The organism is Acinetobacter brisouisimilis (genome assembly GCF_000368265.1).
Lineage (GTDB): Bacteria > Pseudomonadota > Gammaproteobacteria > Pseudomonadales > Moraxellaceae > Acinetobacter.
This window is the reverse complement of record NZ_KB851219.1, coordinates 884,833-910,355: the sequence shown is the minus strand read 5'-3', so window position 1 is coordinate 910,355 and position 25,523 is coordinate 884,833. Positions and strand designations below refer to the sequence as shown.

At 39.4% G+C, this 25,523-nt stretch carries 24 protein-coding genes; 16 read left to right on the top strand and 8 right to left on the bottom strand.

Going from position 1 to position 25,523, the window contains the following annotated elements; translation table 11 throughout:
* The first annotated feature begins 2 nt into the window (after positions 1-2).
* On the top strand, positions 3-377 hold the full coding sequence (gene gcvH / locus F975_RS08015; RefSeq protein WP_004752098.1) for a glycine cleavage system protein GcvH: 375 nt from the start codon (positions 3-5) through the stop codon (positions 375-377).
* 238 nt (positions 378-615) lie between these two features.
* Here the strand turns inward: gcvH and F975_RS08010 are convergent, their stop codons facing one another.
* Both F975_RS08010 and map read right to left on the bottom strand, forming a co-directional pair.
* On the bottom strand, positions 616-1,506 hold the full coding sequence (locus tag F975_RS08010) for an alpha/beta hydrolase (protein WP_004752096.1): 891 nt from the start codon (positions 1,504-1,506) through the stop codon (positions 616-618).
* A gap of 15 nt (positions 1,507-1,521) precedes the next feature.
* The gene (map, locus tag F975_RS08005) at positions 1,522-2,316 is read right to left on the bottom strand and encodes a type I methionyl aminopeptidase (RefSeq protein WP_004752094.1); all 795 of its coding nucleotides are present in this window, start codon (positions 2,314-2,316) and stop codon (positions 1,522-1,524) included.
* Between the two features lie 358 nt (positions 2,317-2,674).
* On the opposite strand from map, the gene brnQ reads away from it, so the two are divergent.
* From brnQ to F975_RS16175, 3 genes are all read left to right on the top strand, one after another.
* On the top strand, positions 2,675-3,979 hold the full coding sequence (brnQ, locus tag F975_RS08000; protein ID WP_004752091.1) for a branched-chain amino acid transport system II carrier protein: 1,305 nt from the start codon (positions 2,675-2,677) through the stop codon (positions 3,977-3,979).
* A 269-nt stretch (positions 3,980-4,248) separates the two neighbouring features.
* The gene (locus tag F975_RS07995; RefSeq protein ID WP_004752089.1) at positions 4,249-4,467 is read left to right on the top strand and encodes a hypothetical protein; all 219 of its coding nucleotides are present in this window, start codon (positions 4,249-4,251) and stop codon (positions 4,465-4,467) included.
* Between the two features lie 192 nt (positions 4,468-4,659).
* Positions 4,660-4,878, top strand: coding sequence for a hypothetical protein (locus F975_RS16175; protein WP_004752087.1), 219 nt, complete (start codon positions 4,660-4,662; stop codon positions 4,876-4,878).
* Between the two features lie 57 nt (positions 4,879-4,935).
* Here F975_RS16175 and F975_RS07985 read toward each other — a convergent pair whose 3' ends face one another.
* Entirely contained in the window at positions 4,936-5,397 is a 462-nt protein-coding gene (locus tag F975_RS07985; RefSeq protein WP_004752085.1) for a hypothetical protein, read from the bottom strand.
* A gap of 110 nt (positions 5,398-5,507) precedes the next feature.
* Between F975_RS07985 and F975_RS07980 the strand changes: the two genes are divergently transcribed.
* The 5 genes from F975_RS07980 (at position 5,508) to dapC (ending at position 11,783) form a co-directional block, all read left to right on the top strand.
* Positions 5,508-6,230: an AzlC family ABC transporter permease gene (locus F975_RS07980; protein WP_004752083.1), complete on the top strand. Its 723-nt coding sequence runs from the start codon at positions 5,508-5,510 to the stop codon at positions 6,228-6,230.
* Positions 6,227-6,574 (top strand): L-valine transporter subunit YgaH, encoded by a 348-nt coding sequence (gene ygaH / locus F975_RS07975; RefSeq protein WP_004752081.1) that lies wholly within the window; start codon positions 6,227-6,229, stop codon positions 6,572-6,574. Before F975_RS07980 ends, ygaH begins: the two co-directional genes overlap by 4 nt.
* 117 nt (positions 6,575-6,691) lie before the next feature.
* Positions 6,692-7,900: a formate-dependent phosphoribosylglycinamide formyltransferase gene (gene purT, locus F975_RS07970; protein ID WP_004752080.1), complete on the top strand. Its 1,209-nt coding sequence runs from the start codon at positions 6,692-6,694 to the stop codon at positions 7,898-7,900.
* 29 nt (positions 7,901-7,929) lie between these two features.
* Positions 7,930-10,596, top strand: coding sequence for a [protein-PII] uridylyltransferase (glnD, locus tag F975_RS07965; RefSeq protein WP_004752078.1), 2,667 nt, complete (start codon positions 7,930-7,932; stop codon positions 10,594-10,596).
* A gap of 17 nt (positions 10,597-10,613) precedes the next feature.
* Positions 10,614-11,783 carry a succinyldiaminopimelate transaminase gene (gene dapC / locus F975_RS07960; RefSeq protein ID WP_004752076.1) on the top strand — a complete coding sequence of 390 codons (1,170 nt, stop codon included), beginning with the start codon at positions 10,614-10,616 and terminating at the stop codon, positions 11,781-11,783.
* A 77-nt stretch (positions 11,784-11,860) separates the two neighbouring features.
* On the opposite strand, the gene F975_RS07955 is transcribed toward dapC, so the two are convergent.
* On the bottom strand, positions 11,861-12,751 hold the full coding sequence (locus F975_RS07955; RefSeq protein ID WP_004752074.1) for a LysR substrate-binding domain-containing protein: 891 nt from the start codon (positions 12,749-12,751) through the stop codon (positions 11,861-11,863).
* A gap of 182 nt (positions 12,752-12,933) precedes the next feature.
* Between F975_RS07955 and F975_RS07950 the strand changes: the two genes are divergently transcribed.
* Together F975_RS07950 and F975_RS07945 are read left to right on the top strand one after the other, a co-directional pair.
* Entirely contained in the window at positions 12,934-14,349 is a 1,416-nt protein-coding gene (locus F975_RS07950; RefSeq protein WP_004752073.1) for an aspartate ammonia-lyase, read from the top strand.
* A gap of 169 nt (positions 14,350-14,518) precedes the next feature.
* Entirely contained in the window at positions 14,519-15,445 is a 927-nt protein-coding gene (locus F975_RS07945; RefSeq protein WP_004752072.1) for a ketopantoate reductase family protein, read from the top strand.
* 29 nt (positions 15,446-15,474) lie between these two features.
* Here F975_RS07945 and F975_RS07940 read toward each other — a convergent pair whose 3' ends face one another.
* Positions 15,475-15,945: an Lrp/AsnC family transcriptional regulator gene (locus F975_RS07940; protein ID WP_004752070.1), complete on the bottom strand. Its 471-nt coding sequence runs from the start codon at positions 15,943-15,945 to the stop codon at positions 15,475-15,477.
* A 522-nt stretch (positions 15,946-16,467) separates the two neighbouring features.
* On the bottom strand, positions 16,468-18,195 hold the full coding sequence (locus F975_RS07935; RefSeq protein ID WP_004752068.1) for a glutamine--tRNA ligase/YqeY domain fusion protein: 1,728 nt from the start codon (positions 18,193-18,195) through the stop codon (positions 16,468-16,470).
* A 167-nt stretch (positions 18,196-18,362) separates the two neighbouring features.
* Between F975_RS07935 and F975_RS07930 the strand changes: the two genes are divergently transcribed.
* The 5 genes from F975_RS07930 to F975_RS07910 all read left to right on the top strand — a co-directional run bounded on the left by F975_RS07930 (position 18,363) and on the right by F975_RS07910 (position 23,662).
* Entirely contained in the window at positions 18,363-18,872 is a 510-nt protein-coding gene (locus F975_RS07930; protein ID WP_004752066.1) for a peptidylprolyl isomerase, read from the top strand.
* A gap of 15 nt (positions 18,873-18,887) precedes the next feature.
* Positions 18,888-19,607 (top strand): UDP-2,3-diacylglucosamine diphosphatase, encoded by a 720-nt coding sequence (locus F975_RS07925; RefSeq protein WP_004752064.1) that lies wholly within the window; start codon positions 18,888-18,890, stop codon positions 19,605-19,607.
* Positions 19,608-20,103: 496 nt separating this feature from the next.
* Complete coding sequence (locus F975_RS07920; protein WP_004752062.1) at positions 20,104-20,583, top strand: chorismate--pyruvate lyase family protein; 480 nt, start codon at positions 20,104-20,106, stop codon at positions 20,581-20,583.
* 9 nt (positions 20,584-20,592) lie between these two features.
* Positions 20,593-21,471, top strand: a complete 879-nt coding sequence (gene ubiA, locus F975_RS07915) for a 4-hydroxybenzoate octaprenyltransferase (RefSeq protein WP_004752060.1) — start codon at positions 20,593-20,595, stop codon at positions 21,469-21,471.
* Between the two features lie 178 nt (positions 21,472-21,649).
* Entirely contained in the window at positions 21,650-23,662 is a 2,013-nt protein-coding gene (locus tag F975_RS07910) for an esterase/lipase family protein (RefSeq protein WP_034425881.1), read from the top strand.
* 59 nt (positions 23,663-23,721) lie between these two features.
* On the opposite strand, the gene prpF is transcribed toward F975_RS07910, so the two are convergent.
* Positions 23,722-24,906 carry a 2-methylaconitate cis-trans isomerase PrpF gene (gene prpF, locus F975_RS07905; RefSeq protein ID WP_004752056.1) on the bottom strand — a complete coding sequence of 395 codons (1,185 nt, stop codon included), beginning with the start codon at positions 24,904-24,906 and terminating at the stop codon, positions 23,722-23,724.
* 216 nt (positions 24,907-25,122) lie between these two features.
* A complete protein-coding gene (locus F975_RS07900; RefSeq protein WP_004752054.1) occupies positions 25,123-25,497 on the bottom strand; it encodes a ribonuclease E inhibitor RraB in 375 nt (124 codons plus the stop codon).
* Between the last annotated feature and the right edge of the window lie 26 nt (positions 25,498-25,523).

Below are 25,523 nucleotides of genomic sequence, written 5' to 3'. Positions count from 1 at the left end.
TTATGAACCACCCGAATGATTTAAAATATGTAGCAACGCACGAATGGGCAAAAATTGAAGGTGATTTAGTTGTTACAGGCATTACTGACCATGCGCAAGATGCTTTAGGTGACCTAGTTTACATTGAAGTTCCAGAAGTTGATCATCACTTAGATGCTGGTGAACAAGCTGGCGTTGTAGAGTCTGTAAAGACTGCTTCAGATATCTATTCCCCTATTGCTGGAACAGTCGTTGAAGTAAATACTTCTTTAGAAGATGAACCAGAATCAGTCAATAATGATCCATATGGTGCGGGTTGGATGTATAAAATTAAACCTGACAATATGGCGGATGTAGAAAAATTACTTTCTGCTCAAGATTATGAAGCAGGTTTATAATTTAAATTTGTTTTAGTCTTATCAAATTTTAAAAAGCGCGGATTTTTCTGCGTTTTTTATTTTTTAGATTTTTTTAATTGTGCTATGTTTTTATTAGTATTACTTAGGCTATTTTGATTCATTTATAGAAATAACAGCCAATAAATGCATCTAAATACATCAATATATTTGTTTTAAATTTTGATGATTTGGTTGAAACATTTCAAATGTGCTTAGGCTATTTAAGCACTTTAAAGATTTAGGTTTGAAGCTGATGCTTTAAAAATTGTAACTGAGTCTGAATAGACTGCTCAAAGATGTCACTTTGTTTATGGACAATATCAAAATGCGTCATTGACCATTCAATAAATTGAACATTTTGAATTTTCTGTGCAGCTTTTCGTGTTGCAGTAATTGGAATAAGCCAATCATCCTGTGCGGCAATCATCAAAGTTGGGCACTTAATTTTTTTTGCAATATGTGTTGGGCGATACGTATTGATTTCTAATAAAATTCTTGCAGGAACACAGTTTTTCCATGTTGAGTTTTCAGGAACACTCTCCATAAAGGCATCATAACACCCCTCTCCTGCTAAACAACAAATACCCTCTTTAGACACTACAGGAATCCCTACTACACGTCCAAAGCGTGCGGCCCAAAGATCTTGTAAAGCCAATTTTAGTGCCTGAGGAAGTAAGTTTTTGGGATATAACCAGGCACTCGCCAAACCATCGACATGTGGAACAAGCGCAATAATTGCCTTAATATTTGGAATTTCTGCTGCAAGGGTCATGACATGACCTCCACTGAGCGAAACTCCCCATAAAAACAATTGTTCTTGATTCACATTTGACCAAGATTTGACTTGTTCAACTACACTTTTCCAGTCTTGCAAATGATGCTTGGGTGAAACTAACTCGCGCGGCTGACCTGTACTTTCACCAAAACCCCGATAATCAAATAAAATAACGGCGAAACCTTGCTCTGCAAAACGCTCTGCAACATCAGGTAAACTGAATTTCCGTTCACAGGCAAAACCATTTGCCATAATAATAACGGGCGGCAATGCAATTTCTTGTGGAAAATAAACATCTGCTGCAAGTCGCTCACCACAACTCGTAAAATAAATATTTTCAACCTGATACTGCATTGCTTCACCTCAAAATTAGATTGCTGGATAAGTTCCTGTGCCTTCTGGCCACGGCGTTAATAACTCAAAACCGTCATTAGTGACAGCAACCATATGTTCCCATTGTGCGGAAAGTGAACGATCTTTGGTAATAACCGTCCAACCATCAGTAAGTTCTTTTACTTGAGGTTTACCCATATTTACCATTGGTTCAATAGTAAATACCATACCTTTTTTAAGCTTTAAGCCCTGACCTTTTTGCCCAAAATGCAATACATTTGGCTGTTCATGATAAACTTGCCCAATACCATGACCACAGTATTCACGCACGATGCTATAACCTGATTTTTCAGCCAATGTTTGAATTGCATGACCAATATCACCTAAAGTTGCATCTGGTTTAACGGCGTGAATTCCTGCAACCATTGCCGCATAGGTCGTTTCAACCAGTTTTTGTGCTTGTGGGGTAACCTGCCCTACATAATACATACGACTCGTGTCACCATAAAAACCATCTTTAATAATCGCAACATCAATATTAATGATGTCGCCTTCTTTCAACACGACCTTTTTTGATGGAATGCCGTGGCAAACAACTTCATTGGGTGAAATACAAGTCGTTTTCGTATAGCCATAATACCCAATATTGGCAGGAATCACTTTGAGTGTATTGACTATAAAATCATGGCATAAATCATCTAGATATTCAGTTGTTACCCCAGGTTTAACATGCTCACCAATCATTGCCAAAACTTCTGCAGCGAGCCGCCCAGAAATTCTTAATTTCTCGATTTCCTGTTCGGTTTTAATGACAATTTTTGTGGCTCGCATAGAATGTATCCTTTATTTCATTTCAAATCTGAAATTAGATTGATTTACTTAGGCTATTTTACATCGTAAATATTTCAAAAATAATCCTCATCGCATAGAACTGCAAGCGTTTAAATCTAAAATTTACTTTTTGTTATTTTTAAATATATGAAAAATAATATTTATTTTTAAGATATAAACAAAAAATATATATTTAAATAAAATTTAATATATGCAAATAAATCAAACCTAGAAATTTAAACCTCCTGAATTGGAATTTATAAAAAATAATCATGCTTTATTTAAGAGCATAAGGATTTTAAAAAGTTTTTTTTTGCACTAGAATCTATCGCTTTGTTTCAACATCCTCCCTGTTTTTATGAATAAGCTGAATATACGAGATATTATTGCTTTAGGTTTTATGACCTTCGCGCTCTTTATTGGTGCGGGCAATATTATCTTTCCTCCCATTGTTGCTCAGCAAGCTGGTGAGCATGTCTGGCTTGCAGCAGCAGGCTTTTTGATTACTGCGGTTGGGTTACCTGTTTTAACAATTATGGCGCTTTCTCGTGTAGAAGGATCTATTGAAACGCTTAGTGCTCCTTTAGGTCGTTTTTCAAGTTTATTGCTGACCATAGTCTGTTATTTAGCTGTGGGCCCTTTATTTGCAACTCCCCGTACTGCAACCGTTTCTTATGAAATCGGTTTCTCCTCTTACTTTGGTAATTCTCCAATACATCTATTTATTTATAGCTGCATTTATTTCACCATTGTTGGCATTATTTCACTGTATCCAAACAAATTGCTCGATACGATTGGGCATGTGCTTGCACCACTCAAAATTGTTGCTTTGGCAATTTTATGTATCGCAACGTTGGTCTTCCCGATTTTAGTCGCGCCACCAGCAGTACATAACTATATTCAGCAACCAATGTCTGAAGGCTTAGTGAATGGTTATTTAACCATGGATACGCTTGGTGCACTGGTTTTCGGTATCGTCATTGTACAAGCCATTCAGTCTCGTGGTGTATCTGACAAAAAGTTAATCATGCGCTATGCAATTATTGCAAGTCTTATGGCTGGCGTTGGTTTAACAATTTTGTATTTATGCTTATTCCGCCTTGGTTTGCAAAGCTATGCATTTATAACGACTGCAACCAACGGCGCGGAAATCCTGCATGCTTATGTACAACATACGTTTGGTGATATTGGCTCGTTGTTCTTAACAGTCTTAATTTTCCTTGCCTGTACAGTAACCGCGATTGGCTTAACCTGTTCGTGTGCTGAATACTTCCATGAGCTGACTAAAATTTCGTACAAATTACTGGTGTTAGTGTTAGTACTCTTTGCACTGTTAATTTCCAATTTGGGTTTAACCAAACTGATTGCATTTTCGGTTCCTGTACTCACAGCAATTTACCCGCCAGCAATTGTTGTCATTCTTCTTAGTTTCTTATGGAAGTTTTTCAATCGTCCATCTTTAATTGTGACGCCTGTGACTGTTGTTGCGTTGGTTTTTGGTGTTTTTGAAGGTTTAAAAGCATCAAGCTTGAGCAATCTTGTACCTAGCTTTTTGTCACAATTACCACTCGATGCACAAAATCTAGCATGGTTAATTCCATCAGTTGCGATTTTTGGCTTGTTCTTTGTCATCGATAAATTTCTTGCAATTTCTCGACACTAAAATTAAAGATAATTAAATTTCAAATATTTAATTATTTTCTAAAAATGCCTGATTCATTCAGGCATTTTTTTTGCTTATATTTTTACTGTAGTTTACAGAGTGACACTGGGAATTCACAAAATGTGACTAGGCTATAACTTTTAGTTGTTTTTGTCATATTACCTTAACAAAAAAATGTTAATAGCTCTTGAATTTAGCCAAAATTCAAAGTAAAACGGTAAGAATTGACTGAAACAGTGTGTTTGTCGTGATAGACAGGAGAAGTGAGGATGATTTCAATGAACAAACTAATCTTCATTAACAATGCAGTAAAACATAATCAGCAAGCATTGACGTATTGTTTTACTACACTAGCACTCATGTTAACCCTAACATTTGAAGGCGTTATTACAGGAAATCTAAAACCTGCATACTTTTTATATGCACTTGTTGTATCACTCGCCTTCGCGCTGTGGGCAGTCATTGATCATAGGTTCCGTAAGCAATAATTCGAAAAAAACTGGATTGATATCCAGTTTTTTTATATCCACTTAACCTCGATATTTTGACTAAAAGTCCAATCAAAAAAATGTATATTAAAATAATAAAAAAAGATGCAAATTCACTACATTATTTAACCAATTAAATTCAGTATGATGATGTATAGGTAATTTTACCTAGATTAATCATAAAGGTTCATGATGAAAAAAATTCTAACTTCTGCTATTGCTCTAACTTTTGCTGTTTTAAGTGCCAATGCGATGGCATGTCCTAAAGGTACAACTTTACAGGGTGGTACAGGCCCAAAACATAAAGGTGGTAAATGTGTAATGGTACACAAAGTCCAAAAGAAAACTCCTGCTAAAATGCCAGAGAAAAAAATGAACAATACACCAGTACCAAACAAGCCTAAAGCATAATTTTTAGGCATAAAAAAAAGCGGTTTATCACCGCTTTTTTTATGCCTACTACTTTTTCTAATTGGCGGGCGTATTACCTAGATTTGGATGATCAATCGCATCTTTACACAAAGCTTTATCTCGTGTGTACTCTGTATAGGTTTGTGCAAGATCTGAATCCTGATTTGCCGTTGCTCTTGCCCATGAATCTAGGCTGGTCATGGCTTTACGACATAATGCATATTTCCCCTCAGTCACAGAGTCCGTCATTTTTACATTGATACGCCACGCAACACCTAGCTCACGTAAAGGTTTACGAACATCTGTTTCAATTTTTGTGAGTTGCTTTTGCGCAACAATCGGTTCGACCTGATTGATCAGCGCCCATGCTTTATGTGCATAGGTGGTTGCATCATTGGTAAGTTTTGGTGCGGGTTTAATTTCTACCTTCTTCTCCGAAGATGATCGGTCACAACCTTGCAAGCCTAAACATAGACATGCCGTCATTAGATAAGCGACTTGATGTTTTTTCAACAACATAAGGTTGCCTCATTCAAAATATTTCAGCGCTGAGCTGCATGATTTCATTTACAATAACGTTTTTAGAATTCTAGTAGATATTTTGGTGCAATGCACCCAAACTGAAAAATATGTCTCAATCTCATGCAAGTTTTTGGCAAGGTTTTAAAGACAGTCAAGCCATTATGCTGACTTATTTGCCTGTTTCTTTTGCTTTTGGTGTCTCTGCTGCCAAATTTGGTTTTTCTGCCTTTGAAGCCTTATTTCTGTCTTGTACCATGTATGCTGGAGCCAGCCAGTTTTTAGTAGTTGCATTACTGGCCAGTGGTTCTTCTATTTGGCTAGCAGCCATTACCGTGATCGCTTTAGATATTCGTCATGTATTGTATGGCCCTGCTTTACAGCATCTTATTCAACAAAAGCTGAACCTTAAAAAGACTGCAATTTGGGGCTGGGGACTGACTGACGAAGTATTTGCCCGCGCTATGATTCAATTATCACAGCGCCGTCAGGACTGGAGTGAATCATGGATGCTGGGCGTGAGTCTCTCGAGTTGGTTCTCTTGGGCGCTGGGCAGCTTTTTAGGTGGCTTATTTGCTAACCAAATGCATCTTCTTCCCAAATTTCTACAGGCTTCTCTCGATTTCTTATTACCTGCCCTGTTTTTAAGTTTCTTACTGGCTGCCTTTGAAAAACGTCATACGCTAGTGGTTGCAGTAACGCTAATTGTGGCGGGTTTGGCTTGTTATCTGATTAACCTTTCCGCTGCAATTTTCTTGGGAATATTGGCAGGGATTGGTGCAGGACTGTTTAAACATTATATTTTGAAGCAGCAGGATGAGCATCATTTATGAATTTATCCATTCTCCTGATCGGGATTATTGTTGGAATTGCCAACTTTAGCTCACGCTTTATGCCTCTGTGGTTTATTCAAAAATACCAGCAACACGAACAACGGCGTGGTGCAATCTGGCTCAGAATTGCTTTGGGTTGTATTGGAATTTCAGCGATTAGTGCCATGCTCATGGTTGCAACATTACCCCCATTAATTGCCACACCCGACAAAATCATTGCCATGAGTTTAGGTTTTATTACGCTTACAGTATTGTATTTAAAAACACGGCGCATGGTCATGGCAACTCTACTAGCTGCACTAATTTATGGCATCAGTTACACTTATTTACCCGCTATAATGTGAATAAATCATTTCCATTTACTTATTTTTAAATAAAATTTAATTTTTCTTCTTCCATAGGCAAAACAGCACTTCGAGTTCTGTTATGCTAAAAGTCCACCTGAAATAAGGATGAATTGCATGCGCGTCTCTATCGGTACTCCTCTTCAATCTTCAGCATTTAAAGTGTTGCTTTTAGGCTCTGGCGAACTTGGTAAAGAAGTCGTCATTTCTTTGCAACGCCTGGGTGTAGAAGTACATGCCGCAGACCGATATGATCACGCACCAGCCATGCAAGTTGCACACTTCTCCTACACGCTCAACATGGCAAATGCCCAAGAGCTACAACAACTGATTGATCAAGTTCAACCACATTTAATTGTTCCTGAAATTGAAGCGATTGCGACTGAAGTCTTGGTTGAGATTGAACAAAAACAACAAACCACAATTATTCCTTCAGCGAAAGCCGTAAACTTGACCATGAACCGTGAAGGTATTCGCCGTTTAGCCGCTGAAGAGCTAGGCTTACCCACCTCAACTTATCGTTTTGCCGATTCTTTAGAAAGTTTCCGTGCCGCATGTGACGATATTGGTTATCCAAACTTTGTAAAACCTGTCATGTCATCATCAGGTAAAGGTCAGTCACGTGTGAAAAGCTTTGATGAAGTCGATGCTGCATGGGAATATGCAATACAGGCGGGTCGTGTCAATCAGGGTAAAGTCATTGTAGAATCACAAATCGATTTTGATTTTGAAATTACGCTCCTGACTGTTCGTGCCAAGAACTCAGCAACTGGTGCGATTGAAACACACTTCTGTGACCCAATTGGACACCGTCAAGACTCTGGTGACTATGTCGAAAGCTGGCAGCCTCAACCAATGTCTGCGATTGCTTTAGCAACCTCTCAGCAAATTGCCGATAAAGTGACAACGGCTTTAGGGGGATGTGGCATTTTCGGTGTTGAGCTATTTGTCAAAGGTGATCAAGTGTGGTTTAGTGAAGTTTCTCCACGCCCACATGACACAGGTTTAGTGACCTTGGCATCACAGTTCCAAAGTGAATTTGAACTACATGCCCGCGCAATTTTAGGCTTACCTGTCAACACAACTCGCCATAGCATTGCTGCCAGTGCAGTCATTTACGCAGGGGTTGATGATAGCAACCTGTCTTTTGGTAACTTGCAAAATGTATTGGCCCAACCAAATACCGACCTTCGCCTCTTTGGCAAACCAGAAGGTTTTAAACGCCGCCGCATGGGTGTTGTCACTGCACGTGCAGAAAACACTGATCAGGCACGTGATATTGCACAACAGGCAGCACAAAGCGTAGCTGTGCAACAAAACCATTAAAGTAAACTGGACACATAGGCCAAAAAACCATGATTGAAACCTTGCCCCTGTTGGATTATGTGAAAGATAACCAAGACATTCGCGCGATTAATCAATGGCGCAATGATGTTGAACAGCAACTCGAACAGTTTTTTGAAGAAGGCTATAGCATTCGTCAAATCGTACTTGCACGTTCTAACATGATTGATGAAGCCCTAACTTTTTTATGGAAGCATGCGGGTCTAGAACAGAGCGAATTGGGTCTGTTTGCGGTCGGTGGCTATGGTCGCCGTGAAATGCTGCCATATTCTGATGTTGACATCATGATTTTATCAGAACATGAGTTGACAGAAGAACAGGAAAAGCAGGTGTCTCGTTTTATCGCATCACTTTGGGATGTCGGTAACTTTAAACCAGGGGTAAGTGTTCGTTCGATTGTCAGTTGTATCGATCAGGCTCGTCATGACTTGACAATTGCCACCACACTGATCGAAGCGCGTATACTGATTGGCAACGTACAGCTCAGTAAATGGCCACGTCGCATTGTCGCCGAAACATGGACAGATCAGACCTTTTTTGATGCGAAGATGCAAGAGCAAGTTAAACGCCATGCTCAACACAATAATACCGAAAGTAATTTAGAACCTGATATTAAAAACGCACCAGGTGGCATTCGTGATATGAACCAGATTGGCTGGATTGCCAAACGTCATTTCCGTGTTAACCGTGTCTATGACTTAGTACATTTGGGCTTTATTTCCGAGTTCGAACTGAATGTTTTAGAAGAAGCAGAAAGTTTTTACTGGGAAATTCGCCATCATTTGCACCGTTTGACCAAGCGCGATGAAAACCGTTTGTTGTTTGACTATCAACGTGAAATTGCTGCCAAGTTTGGCTATGAACGTGAAGAAGGTAAATCGCCGAATTATCCAATCGAACAGTTCATGAAGCGTTATTATCGTACTGCTCAACAGGTTTCAACGCTCAATGAAATCTTATTGGCATATTTCAATGAATCGGTCATTACTCCAAGACTGCCGCATTATGAACGTGAAATCGAACAGATCAATACTCATTTTAAGCTGGTCGATCATAAAATTGCGGTGCAGCACCATAAGGTCTTTGCTGAAAACCCAAGTGCCATTTTAGAAATTTTCTATTTATTGGCAACCCGTCCTGAAATTGAGGGTATTCGTGCCCGTACCTTACGTTTGCTCACGCTTGCAGCGAAAGGCATTGACCAGACTTTTCGTAATAAACCTGAACATCAGGCATTGTTTATGGAAATTATTCGTACATCAGGACGTTTGTACGAAACACTGTCTGCAATGAAACGCTATGGCATTTTAGGTAGCTATTTACCTGCGTTTGGGCAAATTATGGGGCTGATGCAATATGACCTGTTCCATATTTACACCGTAGATCAACATACTTTACTGTTACTGCGTAATCTCAGCCGCTTTAAAGAACCTGAATTTGCCAAACAGTTCCCTGTAGTCAGTTCAGTCTATCAGCGTTTGCAACGCCGTGACATTGTCATGATTGCTGCGTTATTCCATGACATTGCCAAAGGTCGTGGCGGTGACCACAGTGAACTGGGTGCTGAAGATGCGATGGAGTTCTGTCGTATGCACGGTTTTACCGAGCGTGAAGGCAAACTCATTGCATGGTTAATCCAAAACCACTTGCTCATGTCACTGACAGCACAGAAAAAAGATATTTCAGACCCAACTGTCATTAAGGATTTTGCTGAAAAATTAGGTGACATGGAGCATCTGGATTATTTATATACCCTGACCGTTGCAGATATTAACGCGACCAACCCAAATCTTTGGAATACATGGCGTTCATCACTGATGCGTCAACTTTATACTCAAGCGCGTGATGTAATTCGTTTAGGGCTTGACCGTCCTGTTGACTATCAAATGCTAGTTGAAGACACCAAGTTTGCTGCAAGTGAATTGCTGGTTAATGAATTTTCATTAACAGATGTAGAACGGGTGTGGCAAGAACTTGGTGATGATTACTTCCTGAAAGAATCTGCCGAAGATATTGCATGGCATACCCGTGCAATCTTGGAACATGGTGAAAACCCAGCGCCACTGGTCAAGTTACGTGCACACCGTAAATCTGCACCCGATGCCATTCAGATCTTTATTTATACACAAGATAAACCTAACCTGTTTGCAACGACAGTTGCCATTCTTGACCGTATGAATCTCGATGTACAAGATGCTCGTATTATCACAGCGATCAAAGCATTTAGCCTCGACACTTATATTGTCCTCGATCGTTTTGGCACACTGTTGACCGATCCTGAACGTGAAATCACCGTGAAAGAATCTCTGATAGATGCATTGAGCCATTCAGACAAATATCCAGGTCTGATGCAACGCCGTATTCCACGCCAGTTACGTCACTTTGATATTGAAAATACGGTCGATATTAGTCTTAATCCTGTACTCAACCAAAACATGGTGGAAATCTCAACCCTTGACCAGCCAGGTCTACTGGCGCGAGTAGGTGGTTTGTTTATGATGCAGGGCTTGGACATTCACTCTGCAAAAATTGCCACTTTAGGTGAACGTGCAGAAGATATTTTCTTTGTGACAAAGAAAAATAATATCCCGATGTCGGATACAGAAGCTTCAACCTTAGCACAACAGCTGAAAGCGGCTTTAGATGAAGCCTCTAGTCAAGTGATTGTGCAACATTAATTTTGGTAGTTAACCCAATGAACTCGAGTTTATCTCTTTTACATCCTTACCCTTTTGAAAAGCTGAATCGTCTTTTTCAGGACATTCAGCCTGCTGATTTACCTCTGATTCCACTTTCAATTGGTGAACCGAAACACCCTGCACCTGAGTTTGTCAAACAAGCTATCATTGACAATTTTGCACATCTATCAACCTACCCAAACAGTAAAGGTGTGCCTGAGTTACGTCAAAGTATCGCTAACTGGCTAACACAGCGTTTCAAGCTTCAACAAATCAGCGCAGAGCATGAAATTTTACCTGTTTCAGGGACACGTGAAGCTTTATTTTCATTTGTACAAGCTTTGGTACGCCGTGAAGATGCACCTTATGTGGTCATGCCAAACCCGTTTTACCAAATTTATGAAGGCGCAGCCATCTTGGCTGGAGCAAAACCGTACTTCATTAACTGTACTGAAGAAAATGGTTATTTAGGTGACTTCGATGCTGTTCCTGCTGAAGTTTGGGAAAAAACCGCATTATTGTTTGTATGTACACCTGGTAACCCGACAGGCGCAGTACTATCTAAAGAAAAATTTAAAAAATTAATCGCACTTTCAGATCAGTATAACTTTGTGATTGCTTCAGATGAATGTTATTCGGAGCTTTGGTTTGATGAAGCACCAACGGGTTTATTGGAAGTTTGTGCAGAAATCGGTCGTCATGACTACAAAAATTGTGTGGTTTTCCACTCATTGTCTAAACGCTCAAACCTTCCTGGCATGCGTTCAGGTTTTGTTGCAGGTGATGCAAGTTTGCTCAAACCGTATTTGCAATACCGTACTTATCATGGTGCGGCAATGCCAGTACAGCATCAAATTGCCTCTATCTCTGCATGGAATGATGAGCAACACGTTGAAGAAAACCGTAGACTCTACCGTGCTAAATTTGATTTATTTCAGTCTGAGCTTGGACATTTATTGCCATTACAAAAACCAGATGCAGGGTTTTATTACTGGTTAAAAGTCGATAATGACGAACAATTCGCACGTATGCTGATGGAAAAAGCTCATATTAAAGTTTTGCCAGGGCGTTATTTATCCCGCGATACGGAACAAGGTAATCCAGGTGAAAATCATGTACGTATGGCACTCGTTGCAGATATCGCACAATGCGAACAAGTTATTGAGCGTTTAAAACGTATTCTTTAATTTAATTATTATATTAACTTAGGTTATTTTAAATCAAATCACGATGCTGATATTTAAATATCAGCATCGTTTTTATTTTATTTATTTTTAAGCTCTTTAAAATGCTCAAAAACAAATTGAGTTAATGGATTATTATTTAATTTACTTTTATAAATATAAATACTCTGATTTACCACATATTGTGATGTTGATAATTCGATTAGTTTGTTTTCTGCCAGTTCATCCATAATGGTAATTCTTGGCAACCATGCTACTCCAACACCCTGTAGCACCAACTGTTTTAAATTTTCAGCATTATCAGTTTCATACAAAATATGGCAATCTAAATTATTGGTTTGAATCACATGATCAACCAAATTTCTCAAATATGCATTTTTACTATAGGTCAATAATGGAAAATGTTGATTTAAATCATATGTTTTATTGGTCGTTTTTGCATAAACTGGAATAATCTCCGTCTCTCCGACCCGCACAGAAGATAATGCATCGAACTTCCCTTGATTCATTTCATGCTTAGAAGCATAAGAAACTAGAAAATCGATTTTACCTTCTTTTAAAAGTTTTAATCCTTCACCTGTATTAATTGCCATAATTTCAAATTTTATAGCTTGTTCATCAATCGGAACAAACCTTAAATAATCGGCAAAGAAACTATTTACCAGAGAATGAACAACTGCAAATCTTAGGGTGTTATCTTTGGTGTTTTTAATCTCATAAATGAGTTGCATACTTTCATTTAATTGCGCTTGCAAAGTATTTGCTGTGGATAATAAAACCTGTCCTAATTCTGTAAAACTTACTTCCTTGCTGTTTCGATCAATAATCGAAAAACCTACAGTTTCTTCGAGATGTTGTAATCTTCGACTAAACGCAGATTGTGAAATATATCTTTTTTGTGCAGCTTTTGAAATTGAACGTTCCTGATCTAGGGTAATCAGATCAAGAGCCCAACGAATTTCAAGATTCATAGATCACTTTGATTGGTTGCTATGTTAAAGCGCTGAATTATACGCATAGATTATGAGGAAAATACATATCCATTTTTTGATGAATGCTATGCAAAAAATACATATCTCAAGAATTTTATGCATTATCAATTTGGCTTTTTTGTTTTTATGATTTGGCTATCTCCTCTTGATTGTTACCAAATATGAATACTAATGTTTCAGTTCGCTCAGAAAAAGATCTTTTAGGCTATCGTGATATTCCTAACCAATTTTACTTTGGTGTTCAGACACTTAGAGCTATTGAAAACTTTAACTTAACACACAGCAAAATTAGTAATCATCCAAATTTTATTATTGCACTTGCAATGGTTAAACAGGCTTGTGCGCAAGCCAACCACAAACTAGGCAAACTTAGCGAAGAAAAATACCAAGCGATTGAGTTTGCTTGCCAACAGTTAATCAATGGTCATTATCACGACCAGTTCCCTATCGATATGCTTCAAGGTGGTGCGGGTACTTCAACCAACATGAATGCCAATGAAGTGATTGCAAACGTGGCATTAGAGCACATGGGTTTTGCAAAAGGTGAATACAAACACCTGCACCCGAACAATGACGTGAACATGTCACAATCAACCAACGACGTTTACCCGACTGCGATTCGTGTCGGTTTATTGTTGAGTTTGAAAGGTTTACAAACTGCATTTGCAACTCTAATCCAAGCGTTCTCAAACAAAGCGGTTGAGTTTAAAGATGTCTTGAAAATGGGTCGTACTCAGCTACAAGATGCTGTACCAATGACTTTGGGGCAAGAATTTGCAGCTTTTGCAACCACTTTGCAAAAAGACCTCGACAAAATCAATGCCATCGCTCCTGACATGCTTGGCTATGTCAACCTTGGTGGTACTGCAATCGGTACAGGGATTAACACTGAAGCGGCGTATGCACCGTATGCAATTTCTGCATTAGCTGCAATCACCAAAGAAAACATCCAAGCTGCTCCTGATTTTGTTGAAGCAACTTCAGACATGGGCGACTTTGTTTTATTCTCAGGTTTGCTTAAACGTACTGCAACTAAGTTGTCAAAAATTGCCAACGACTTACGTTTACTTTCAAGTGGTCCACGTACAGGTTTAAATGAAATTAACCTTGAACCACGCCAGCCAGGTAGCTCGATCATGCCAGGTAAAGTAAACCCAGTGATTCCTGAAGCAGTTAACTTGGCATCTTTCCAAGTGATCGCAAACGACTTGGCAGTAACGTTGGCAGCTGACGCAGGTCAACTACAATTGAATGCTATGGAACCATTAATCGCGTTCAAATTGTTTGAATCAATTGATTTACTTGCAAAAGCAATGTTGATGTTTACAGACAAATGTATCAACACCGTGACTGCAAACCCTGAACATTGCAAAAACTTGGTAGAAAATTCAATCGGTATCGTGACTGCATTGAACCCGTACCTTGGTTATGAAAATACAACACGTATTGCAAAAACCGCAAATGTTGAAAACCGCAATGTACTGGATTTAATCCGTGCAGAAAAGTTGTTATCTGAAGAGCAACTTTCTGAAATTCTTGCAATTGAAAATATGATTCAACCAAAAGCTTCTGCGTAACTCTCCCGCGCTTTTAAAGGTCAGTCACTTCATGTGGCTGACCTCTTTTTTTAATACATTCTCTTACGAATCGAGCAAAGCACACCCCTCAATGCATTTTTATCAGGCATTTATTTGGCTTTTTTTATACACTATTCCATAAAATATTGAACTTAAAAATGGAATTGCCATGCTAGATCAAATTCAACATATTTATGTGATTGGACTGGGTGCAATGGGTGCGCTTTACGCATCTAAACTTTATGACTATAACCCTGAACTTGTGCATGTCATCTTAGATGAACAGCGTAAAATGCGCTATGAACGCGATGGTTTCTGGGTCAATAATAAAAAATATGATTTTAACTATGTTACTCCTGAACAAAGTAAGCATGCGCCCAAAGCTGACCTGATTATTATCGGGGTTAAAGCTGCACAATTGCATGAAGCAATTGAATTATGTCGTGAAATTCTTCAGCCCAAAACCCGCATTATTTCCTTGCTCAATGGTATTAGCAGCGAAAGTATGATTGCCGAACATTTAGGACCACAGCATCCTTTTTATGCTTATGGCGTGGCCATGGATGCAACTCGACAAGATACCCATGTCAATTACACTAAAGCGGGTTTCTTGGTATTTGGTGAGCAGAATAACCAGACACCAAGCTCCGATGTGCAACAGGTACAGCATTTATTTGAGCAGGCACAGATTCCCTATCAAACCCCTGTCGATATGCAATATGCACTTTGGAAAAAATTTATGCTAAATGTCGCGGCCAATCAGGTCACAGCGATTTTGAAAGTTCCGTATGGCCAAGTCAAAACAAATCCTTATGTACAGCAACTCATGTTTTCTGCGGCACAAGAAGTCCTTGATATTGCGCATGTTGCAGGTATTGCATTAACTGAACAAGACCATAAAGAGATTCTTACGCCGATGCTCCAGCTCAATGATCAGGCATATACTTCAATGTGTCAGGACATTTTAGCCAAACGCAAAACTGAGGTGGCGATTTTTGGGGAAACTGTGATTCAATTGGGTTTAAAATACCATGTGGCAACGCCTGTCAATCAGGTTCTAGTCAATATGATTCATGCTATTGAAACCAGTTTTTAACCGAATTTAAAATCAGATTATGTTGAGCCTTAAACACGGCTCAACATATTATAACAGTTAAAAACATCATATTTTTTAATCACAAAGCTCGAATGCAGCGCGACCACATTTTCAATTTTGGCAATACGGCGTAGTAAAATCTCGCTATAGTCTTCCATATTTTTTGCTACAAGCTCGACAATAAAATCTGCACTTTGCCCTGTAACCAGATAGGCATTGATCACTTCTGGAATAGCTTCTATTTGCTCTAAGAAGCTATCAAATGTTTCACTATCATGTTTATTCAGAGAGACTTGCAGCAAAATATGTAAGGTAAAGCCCAATTTGGCGTAATTAATTTCGCGCTTCAAATTGGTCATAATCTTGGATTCAATCAGATGTTTGATACGGCGATGTACTGAACTGACAGATAAATTAATACGCTCGGACAACTCATTAAGGTTTAAATCTTCATGAGTCAAAATTTCAAGAATTTGCTTGTCATAACGGTCTAATTGCATGAGATTTTTCCATAATTTAATTTTGGAAAAATAATAAGAAATGTATTTTTATCATTGCAGGCAAGAATTTTTAAGGGTCAAGGGAAAACTTATGTTTACTTTTGACAACTTAATGATGCTAACATTAAGTCTTTGGCAAGCAACTTGTGGTTGATTGTGTCTAAAAGCCGAGTCGATACTTTGTGAGCGAGGTTAGCACTTATCTCCCAATATTGGCTAACCAATCTTCTCGATCCCCGTCACACCCTGATTCGTACTATAGCAACGGTCATTTCGAATTATTTTCCTGATTGATTCTAATTTAGCATCTTTTTGGAATTATTTTTCATATATAAAACAAAAAAACTTATTTTTTTCTTTTTAATTGTTTTTTAACCAACTTTATTATCTACTTTTCAGGTTTTTGAAGAATTTTCCATACGAATCCATAGCAACTTTCACCAAAAGAAAAGCCCTCAGATTGCTCCAAGGGCTTGACTGATAAGATCATCTATCTTGCAAAAAGCATTGATCTTAAATCAATTATTTTTTCTCAGGTTTAAAACTATCTTTTAAATCCAAAATACGGTTAAACACTGGTTTTTCTGCACTGTGGTCATAACGATCTGCAACGAAGTAACCTTCACGCTCAAACTGGAAGCGATCCTCAGGGTTGGCTTGTGCCAAAGCAGGCTCAATCACCGCTTGCAGTACAGTCAGTGAATTTGGATTGAGATTTTCCAAGAAATCTTCACCTTGCTCAGGGTCTGCAACACTAAATAGTCGATCATAAATGCGTACTTCAGCAGGAATACCTTGACTTGCAGATACCCAGTGAATGACACCTTTCACCTTACGACCTTCAGGGTTTTTACCTAAAGTTGCAGGGTCGATCGAACATTTCAGTTCAACCACTTCACCATTTTCATCTTTAATTACTTCATCACACTTAATGACATAAGCATGACGTAAACGTACTTCGCCTTCAGGTACTAAGCGTTTAAAGCCTTTTGGTGGCACTTCTTCAAAGTCTTTACGATCAATGTAAATTTCTTTGCTCAGTGGAATAATACGCTCGCCCATGTCTACGTTTGGATGGCGTGCATGAGCCAAGTCCATATCTTCAGGCAAATTAGTTAACGTTACTTTGAGTGGGTTAAGCACTGCCATACCACGCGCTGCGCTGTTTTCAAGCGACTGGCGAATACAGAACTCCAGCATAGCAACATCCACCACACCGTCAGTTTTTGACACGCCCACACGTTTACAGAAATCGCGTAAACCTTCAGCAGTGAAACCACGACGCCGCATACCGACTACGGTTGGCATACGTGGGTCATCCCAACCATTAACAAAGTTACCTTCAACCAAACGGCGTAATTTACGTTTTGAGGTAATCGTATAATCAATGTTTAAACGCGAAGATTCGTACTGACGCGGTACAGCAACAGAATGAACTTTCTCAATCACCCAGTCATAAAATGCGCGGTGATCTTGGAATTCTAAAGTACAGAGTGAATGCGTAACGGCTTCAATGGCATCTGACAATGGATGCGCATAGTCATACATTGGGTAGATTTTCCATTTATCACCTGTCTGATGGTGCTCAGAGTGCAAAATACGATACAAAATCGGATCACGCATGTGGACATTTGGGCTTGCCATGTCAATTTTGGCACGTAAAACAGCCTGACCTTCGGCAAATGTACCATCTTTCATTTTTTCAAAACGTTCAAGATTTTCTTGTACAGTTGCATCACGGTAAGGTGAATTTTTACCAGGTTCAACAAAGTTACCGCGGTTTAACTTGATTTCTTCAGGCGTTTGCAAATCAACATAAGCATCGCCTTGTTCGATCAGCTGTACAGCCCATGTATAGAGTTGATCAAAATAGCTCGAAGCGTAGCATGGCTCGCCTTTCCAGTTAAATCCGAGCCATTTCACATCATTGGCAATACCATCAACATATTCTTGTTCTTCTGCATCTGGGTTGGTATCGTCAAAACGTAAATTACAATAGCCACCAAATTCTTCAGCAACACCAAAGTTCAAGCAAATGGCTTTTACGTGACCAATATGCAAATAACCATTAGGTTCAGGTGGGAAACGGGTTACAACTGTAGCAGTGCGGCCTGCTGCAACATCATCGGTAATGACTTGACGGATAAAGTCTAAGCCGGGCTGTTGTTCTTGCTGCGCAGCATCGACAGTGGCTTGGCTATTCGGTGTCGGTATATTTGGCAGATTTGAAACAGCATCATTCGGCTTCATAATGGATAAATCACTTCTTGGTTAAAAATTTAGGATAATTTAAACGCTATCAGGCTCTTTTCTCAAACAAAATAACGTTTATACTTGCTATCTAGTTTACAGTTTGCTTATGCTTCTCTCAACAAAAAAACCCGTGGCTTTTTTTGCCATGCCTAGGAGATTATGTAATGAGTTTTCCTCAAGTCGAATTAAACACCAATAAAGGTCGTATTGTTCTTGAGCTTAACAGCGAAAAAGCGCCTAAAACAGTGGCAAACTTTTTAGAATATGTGCGTGATGGTTTCTATGATGGTGTAATTTTCCACCGTGTAATCGATGGTTTCATGATCCAAGGTGGCGGTTTCGACGAAAACTTTAAAGAAAAAGCAACTCGTGATGCAATTGAAAACGAAGCTGACAATGGTTTAAGCAATGATGCTGGCACTATTGCTATGGCTCGTACACAAGCACCTCACTCTGCTTCTGCACAGTTCTTTATCAATGTAAAAAGCAACTCTTTCTTAAACCACACTGGCAAAACTACCCAAGGTTGGGGTTATGCCGTGTTTGGTAAAGTTGTTGAAGGTATGGACGTTGTTGAACAAATTAAAGGCGTACGTACAGGCAACCGTGGTTACCACGCTGACGTTCCTTTAGAAAATGTCGTGATTGAAACTGCTAAAATTATCGCTGAATAATTTTAGGATGCCTTTGTGACTTACCTGTTTATCTCTGATTTACATTTGTCACCTAATCACCCTCGACTCGTTCGAGGGTTTTTAGCTTTATTAGACGACTATAAGCAAAAACAAACCCAGCTCTATATTTTGGGTGACTGGTTCAATGCATGGATTGGCGATGATAACCGCTCAGTATGGCTTGCTGAAATTGTGCAGGCGCTACAACAATTTACTGCACAGGGCAATCAGGTTTATTTTCAAGTCGGCAACCGTGATTTTGCATTAAGCCAAAAGTTCCTAAATCAGTTTTCAGGTCATTTGTTGCCTGAGATTGCGACATTAAAGATTCACAACCAGTTGTATCGCCTTGAACATGGTGATGCCCTGTGTACCGATGATGTTGCTTATCAACGCTTTAAAAAAATTATTCGCAATCCAGTTTTAATCTTTATTTTGCGACGTACACCTTTAAGTTTTCGCAAAAAACTGGCGGAAGGTTTTCGGCAAAAAAGTAACGAATCCAAACAAGAAAAGCATTACGATATGATGGATGTCAATCAGCAAGCCGTTGATGCTGCACTCAAAGATGTTGATGTTTTAATTCACGGTCACACTCACCGCCCCATGATTCATACAGAAATTAATCATAAACAGCGTATTGTACTGGGTGACTGGCGCGAAAAAACAGGCGAAGCCATGATTTTAGAGATTGATGCGCAAGGTCAGCAGCAGTTTAAGAATTATAAATTTTAATAAGTCATGCTAACTAAGTACTTATAATTTGTGGATGCAATAAGTTATAGCGTTCATACAGAATTACTCTCGCAAATGACTAAAGCAGTTTCTCGTAACATAATTCCCTTAATGATCAATCCTGCTATCTGTTTATACCTTCCCTTGCACAATCATTGGATACTGCAAATCAAGTTATTTTAAGCCATTCATTATTCTGATTTTTAAACAAGGCAAATAATATTTGTTTATATAAACTTTCTCGCCTAGCTTTCTGTGATTCAATTTTAATCTCTTTCCAATATGGTCGATTTCAAGCAGAACGACACTTTTAAATTCAATGCTTAGCGCGAAAAAACGCCGTCAAATTACAGGAAAATTCAAATAAAATAATGATAATTTATAACAAGTTAAAATTTATGACTTCATCAATTTGCATCGGTACATTACAATGTTTGCTCCACGTGAATGGCTTTCGAACAAATTGCACGACTGACCACGCAACAAGACACTGCATATGACTCAGCATTATCCACAAGGGCTTGATTCCCATTTAAAATCTTGGCTATATGCCTCAGGCTCACTGACTCAGCAACTCACTCAACTTGCAGGTGGGCAGTTTCGAGTAGAGCCACTTCAAGAATCTTTTCAGCGCATGCAGCGTCAAGACAGTTTATGGTTAAATATGCCACATCAACATACTGCATGGGTAAGAGAAGTTTTTTTATATGGCTGTGAATCCGAGCCGTGGGTACGTGCTAAAAGTATTTTTCCGATTTTAAGCCTGCAAGGTAAAGCACGACGCTTTCGACATTTGGGTCAACGTCCAATTGGGCATTACTTATTCCAACGCACGACGCCGCACTGTGAACGGCGGATACTGCATTTGAATGAGGGCTGGACACGGCAAAGTTGTTATACTTGGCACGGCTGCAAGTTTATTGTTCAAGAAACTTTTTTACCTGCATTTGAACGCTTTATTCAAACATTGCGATGAAGGACTGGCATGGCAACTGTACAACACACCAACTGGCAACAGCGCTTACAAGCATATTATTACCTGTGCCGTTTTGATAAACCAATTGGCACAGAGCTGGTGCTTTGGCCAACCATGTGGGCACTGTGGATTGCTGCAAAAGGTTTCCCTGATTTAAAAACCTTTATTGTAATGTTTCTCGGTGTGATTTTTATGCGTGCCGCAGGCTGTGCGATTAATGACTTTGCTGACCGTAAAGTCGATGGTCATGTTGCACGTACCAAGCAACGTCCTCTTGCCACAGGCATCATTCAACCGATTGAAGCCATCATGGTGTTTTTGGCTTTGGTGGCTGCTAGTGCCTGCCTGCTGTTCTTTTTACCAATCACAACCTTTTATTGTTCTTTTGGTGCACTCATTTTGGCGTTCATTTATCCATTTATGAAACGCTATACCCATTTGCCACAAGTGTTTTTGGGTGCAGCATTTTCATGGGCAATTCCTATGGCATTTACTGCAATGGGACGCCCACTGGATTTAACCTGCTGGCTACTTTACTTTGGTAATCTGGCTTGGACCGTCGCATATGACACGCAGTATGCAATTACCGACCGTGAATATGACCTAAAAATTGGTGTGAAATCCACCGCTATTTTATTTGGTCGTTATGATATCCAGATTATTAATTTATTACAGGCAGCCAGTGTCGTATTAATTGGTGCAGCATTATATCGAGAAGAGTTATTCTATCCTTATGGCATGATTGCACTGTGTGCTGTAATCGCTGACTATATTTATCAATGGATGCAAACTCGTCAGCGTGATCCGCAGCGTTGTTTCAAAACATTCTTGCATAATCGCTGGGTCGGTATGATTATTTTTGCAGGGATCTTTATCGCTCTGCTTTAAACCCAGATTTTCTTCGTCTTGAAATAAAACTCCAATATAAATACATATCAGGACAGGATACTCTTAAACAATATGAAAGGTGACTGTCTTGGTCGCCTTTTATATTGTTTGCATTGAAAAACGCTCGTAATTTCGTATGCTTCTTTTAACTCTTTTCTTTGTTGCAGATTTAGGCACTATGCATGTAAAACTGTTGAAATCTACATTTGTATTGATTGGTCTATCCAGCCTTATGCTAAGCGGCTGTCAGGTCGTCAATGTCAAACGGCAAGCCTTAAATGTAACAATTTCCAATGAGCGTGACAGCATTCTCACCCGCGACCAACTGAGCGAAGCCAGTTTAAATGTCTTGTCCATGACAGGACGTGAAGCCAAAAGTTGTATTGAAAGCCCCGTAGCATGTTTAAAAAACATGCAACAAATTCCACAAGAGCAATTATTTTCCACTGCCAGCGAGCTGTATCTAGCAAAAGCCAAATTATTAGAAAACTCATCGGCCTGTAAGAAAAAACCTAAGCCGAAGCAGCATCTTTCCGAAAAATATCAACAGCAGCAACAATTGTTTTCTAGCTGTATTACACAAGAAGGTGAGATGCTCGACAAAAGTATTCGTTACAGTTATGCCTATCTGTTTCATTCTACTCGAGAACCTACACAACGTATTTTTGATAACCGACAAGTTCAAGTTCGTGACTTTTATAATCAGGCAATTGCTAAACTTGCCTCTGCATACCCTGCCCAGCCTATAGAACAACAAACCACGAGCCAACCTGCTAGCATCAAGATTGGCAATAGTACTTATCAAATTGACTTTAGCGACTATCCAGATTTAGCGCATCAACCAATTGAGAGCTATATTTCAAGTTACAATATGAATTTTTCAGGGCTACGCTCCATTAACCGACGGGATGGCTTTGGCTCAGAATTTGTGGTGGTCTTGCCAAAAAAGCAACGTCATGAGGAAAATCAGTATATTTTAGATCCGCTAAGCTACCAGTTTAATACTGGAGGTAATCCAAATATTCATGCTCCGCGTTACCTTGCAAGTACCATTACCATCGAGCCTGAAAAAAATACCAGTTTACAAAGTTTACTGAACAATTCACCTATGGTCGTCAAGATACATGACCCCTATCGTTATGACAAAATCAGTATTGAGCATAACGCTTATCCATTGGCTGCAAATTTCTCTGTACCTTATGGATTGTGGTTAGCACAAAATAATCTAGGTAAATCGGCTTATTTAAGCCTGATTGATCGTGACAAAAACATCGTGATGCCGCATTTATACATGCTGGAACCCTTTAATCCGAACAAGAAAGTCATTGTGCTGATTCATGGTCTTGCCAGCAGCCCCGAAGCATGGGTACGCCTGACGAATGATATTATGAGTGATCCTGTTTTGCGTGAGCATTATCAGGTTTGGCAAGTATTTTATTCAACCAACATGCCAATCATTGAAAGTCGCTTTCAAATTTATGCTCTACTCAAACAGTCCTTTGCATTGGTCGACCCTAAAGCGCCTGCATATAGTGATGCCGTGCTGATCGGTCATTCTATGGGTGGAATTATTGCACGCTTACTGGTCAGCAATCAGAACTTGAGTACTGCCGCATTTAAAATTTACAATAGCCACAGTTTACTTGCACACAAAACTGATCCTGTGATACTTGAGCGCTTCAATATCCAGCCTATTCCCAACTTCGATCGGGCGATTTTCCTGTCTTCTCCAAACAAAGGCACTGCTTTCGCTGATTTATGGTTTACGAAAATGGCGCGCCGAATCATTCGTGTACCCAGTGTTTTTATGGGGGCAATTGGCGATACTTTAGAGGGCGATCTGAATGTCAAAGGCACCATCAAACAGCTCAATCAAAGTATTATTCAAAATGGCCCTAGCGACCTCAGTTACAAATCCAAATTCATTGCGCTTACCAAAAATGTAAATCCACCTAAAGGGTTTATTTTTCATTCAATTATTGGTAATGACACCAAAAGCAATGATCTACAAAAAATAACTGATGGAATCGTTCCTTATAGCAGTGCTCATTTAGAGGGTGCCGCGTCAGAGAAAATTATTCACGGGGGGCATTCTATTCAGGAAACTCCTGAAGCAGTTTTGGAGTTACGGCGGATTTTACGTTTGCACTTGATTCAACACGGTTTGTATCAAGCTCCGACCGCAAAATAATCTCATAAGCAAGCATGAGATCATATTTCTGATGCTTGCCTTGAACTTAGTTCAATAGATTAAAATGTATTGGCAGGCAAATACACTTCACCTTTCATTAAAATACGTGCACTACGGCTCATAATCGCCTGTTGCATTTGCCATACTCCCTGTTTTTCAATGAGTTCAGCACCAACAGTTAAAGTTCCCGATGGATGACCAAAACAGACTTTATTGCCTGTTTTTGAGCTACGCTTTTCATATAAAATCGTGCCTGGAACGCAAGCTGCGGCTGCAATGGCAATAGCAGCGGTTCCCATCATGGCATGGTGCAATTTCCCCATAGACACTGCGCGAACAAGCAAGTCAATATCTGTCGCGGCAACAGCTTTCCCGCTTGAACTGACATAGTCTTGAGATTGAGCTGCAAATGCAATTTTCGGTGTATGCTGACGCGTTGCAGCTTCTGCAATATCACTAATTAAACCCATTTTTACTGCTGCATAAGCACGGATTTTTTCAAGTTTGGCTAAGGCTTGTGGATCATTGTTAATATCATCTTGTAACTCGGTTCCGCGATAACCCAAATCTTCAGCATGTAAAAATACTGTTGGAATTCCTGCTTGAACCATGGTCACTTCAAATGAGCCAATTTCAGGCACATCAAGCTGTTCTTTGAGTTTTCCTGTCGGAAAAATTCCTGTGGTTGCTTCAGGATCAACTGCTTCACAAAATGCCAGTGAAATTTCAGCCGCAGGAAAAGTCACGCCATCGAGTTCAAAATCACCCAGTTCCTGCACTTCACCATCAACAATTGGAACTTCGGCAATAATGGTTTGCTGAATATTCACCTGCCAAATGCGTACCGTGCAAATTCCATTTTCAGGAATTCGGTTGGCATCGACCAATCCCTGACGAATGGCAAAAGGTCCTACTGCCGCAGATAAATTGCCACAGTTGCCACTCCAGTCAACAAAAGCCTGATCAATTGACACCTGCCCAAACAAATAATCAACGTCATGTTCAGGCTGTTGGCTTTTTGCCACAATCACGGTTTTACTGGTACTTGAAGTTGCACCACCCATGCCATCAATTTGCTTGCCATACGGGTCTGGACTTCCAATGACTCTCAGTAAAATTTTGTCACGCGCTTCGCCCGCGACCTGTGCAGCTTCAGGCAAATCATTCAGGTTAAAAAATACACCTTTACTGGTTCCACCACGCATATACGTTGCTGGAATCGTCATTTGTTTTTGGGCAGCCATTTCCTTATTTTCCTATCTTCTCTATATTTAAAAACGACTCACCTTGCATGAATCTGAATGACATCATGAATCAAAATTGTCGACAATTCTATTCGACTATGGGGGAATTCGGTTTTTTTTTAAAAACCTCTTTTAGATTTAATTACTCAATAAAAAAGCCCAAGTTTTAACTCACCTTGGGCTTTTTTATCTGTTCAGATGTTTAAATCAGATGGATTACTCTTCGTCTTCTTCATATTCAAACAAGTAACTCATACATCCCCAACCATCATATTGACCACCAAATTCTTTGGCAATTTTAGTCAGCCATTCTTCCAGATCCACCACGTCCTGATGTTCCAGAATCATATTTATATGTACGTTTAATATCCATAGATTTTCTTGATCAGTATGCTGATCTTCTTGATATAACGAAATTTTTTGCTCTTGATGCAACAAATTCAAAGCACATTTTTCTGCTTGTTCCTTGTGTTCAAAAGCCATTGAAAATTCAACTTCATGAGGTTCGGTGAGGTCGCTACCGTCCTCAACCATCTGCCAAAGCAAGTTGCCATTTTCATCGTCTGGGAATTGCTGATAATCGCGTGTCATTGTTGTGTCCTTATTGTCTGCTGGCT

Bases quoted from the DNA above. Each gene is read 5' to 3' on its own strand.
- gcvH (WP_004752098.1), top strand. From the start codon at position 3: ATGAACCACCCGAATGATTTAAAATATGTAGCAACGCACGAATGGGCA.
- F975_RS08010 (WP_004752096.1), bottom strand. From the start codon at position 1,506: ATGCAGTATCAGGTTGAAAATATTTATTTTACGAGTTGTGGTGAGCGA.
- map (WP_004752094.1), bottom strand. From the start codon at position 2,316: ATGCGAGCCACAAAAATTGTCATTAAAACCGAACAGGAAATCGAGAAA.
- brnQ (WP_004752091.1), top strand. From the start codon at position 2,675: ATGAATAAGCTGAATATACGAGATATTATTGCTTTAGGTTTTATGACC.
- F975_RS07995 (WP_004752089.1), top strand. From the start codon at position 4,249: ATGATTTCAATGAACAAACTAATCTTCATTAACAATGCAGTAAAACAT.
- F975_RS16175 (WP_004752087.1), top strand. From the start codon at position 4,660: ATGAAAAAAATTCTAACTTCTGCTATTGCTCTAACTTTTGCTGTTTTA.
- F975_RS07985 (WP_004752085.1), bottom strand. From the start codon at position 5,397: ATGTTGTTGAAAAAACATCAAGTCGCTTATCTAATGACGGCATGTCTA.
- F975_RS07980 (WP_004752083.1), top strand. From the start codon at position 5,508: ATGTCTCAATCTCATGCAAGTTTTTGGCAAGGTTTTAAAGACAGTCAA.
- ygaH (WP_004752081.1), top strand. From the start codon at position 6,227: ATGAATTTATCCATTCTCCTGATCGGGATTATTGTTGGAATTGCCAAC.
- purT (WP_004752080.1), top strand. From the start codon at position 6,692: ATGCGCGTCTCTATCGGTACTCCTCTTCAATCTTCAGCATTTAAAGTG.
- glnD (WP_004752078.1), top strand. From the start codon at position 7,930: ATGATTGAAACCTTGCCCCTGTTGGATTATGTGAAAGATAACCAAGAC.
- dapC (WP_004752076.1), top strand. From the start codon at position 10,614: ATGAACTCGAGTTTATCTCTTTTACATCCTTACCCTTTTGAAAAGCTG.
- F975_RS07955 (WP_004752074.1), bottom strand. From the start codon at position 12,751: ATGAATCTTGAAATTCGTTGGGCTCTTGATCTGATTACCCTAGATCAG.
- F975_RS07950 (WP_004752073.1), top strand. From the start codon at position 12,934: ATGAATACTAATGTTTCAGTTCGCTCAGAAAAAGATCTTTTAGGCTAT.
- F975_RS07945 (WP_004752072.1), top strand. From the start codon at position 14,519: ATGCTAGATCAAATTCAACATATTTATGTGATTGGACTGGGTGCAATG.
- F975_RS07940 (WP_004752070.1), bottom strand. From the start codon at position 15,945: ATGCAATTAGACCGTTATGACAAGCAAATTCTTGAAATTTTGACTCAT.
- F975_RS07935 (WP_004752068.1), bottom strand. From the start codon at position 18,195: ATGAAGCCGAATGATGCTGTTTCAAATCTGCCAAATATACCGACACCG.
- F975_RS07930 (WP_004752066.1), top strand. From the start codon at position 18,363: ATGAGTTTTCCTCAAGTCGAATTAAACACCAATAAAGGTCGTATTGTT.
- F975_RS07920 (WP_004752062.1), top strand. From the start codon at position 20,104: ATGACTCAGCATTATCCACAAGGGCTTGATTCCCATTTAAAATCTTGG.
- ubiA (WP_004752060.1), top strand. From the start codon at position 20,593: ATGGCAACTGTACAACACACCAACTGGCAACAGCGCTTACAAGCATAT.
- F975_RS07910 (WP_034425881.1), top strand. From the start codon at position 21,650: ATGCATGTAAAACTGTTGAAATCTACATTTGTATTGATTGGTCTATCC.
- prpF (WP_004752056.1), bottom strand. From the start codon at position 24,906: ATGGCTGCCCAAAAACAAATGACGATTCCAGCAACGTATATGCGTGGT.
- F975_RS07900 (WP_004752054.1), bottom strand. From the start codon at position 25,497: ATGACACGCGATTATCAGCAATTCCCAGACGATGAAAATGGCAACTTG.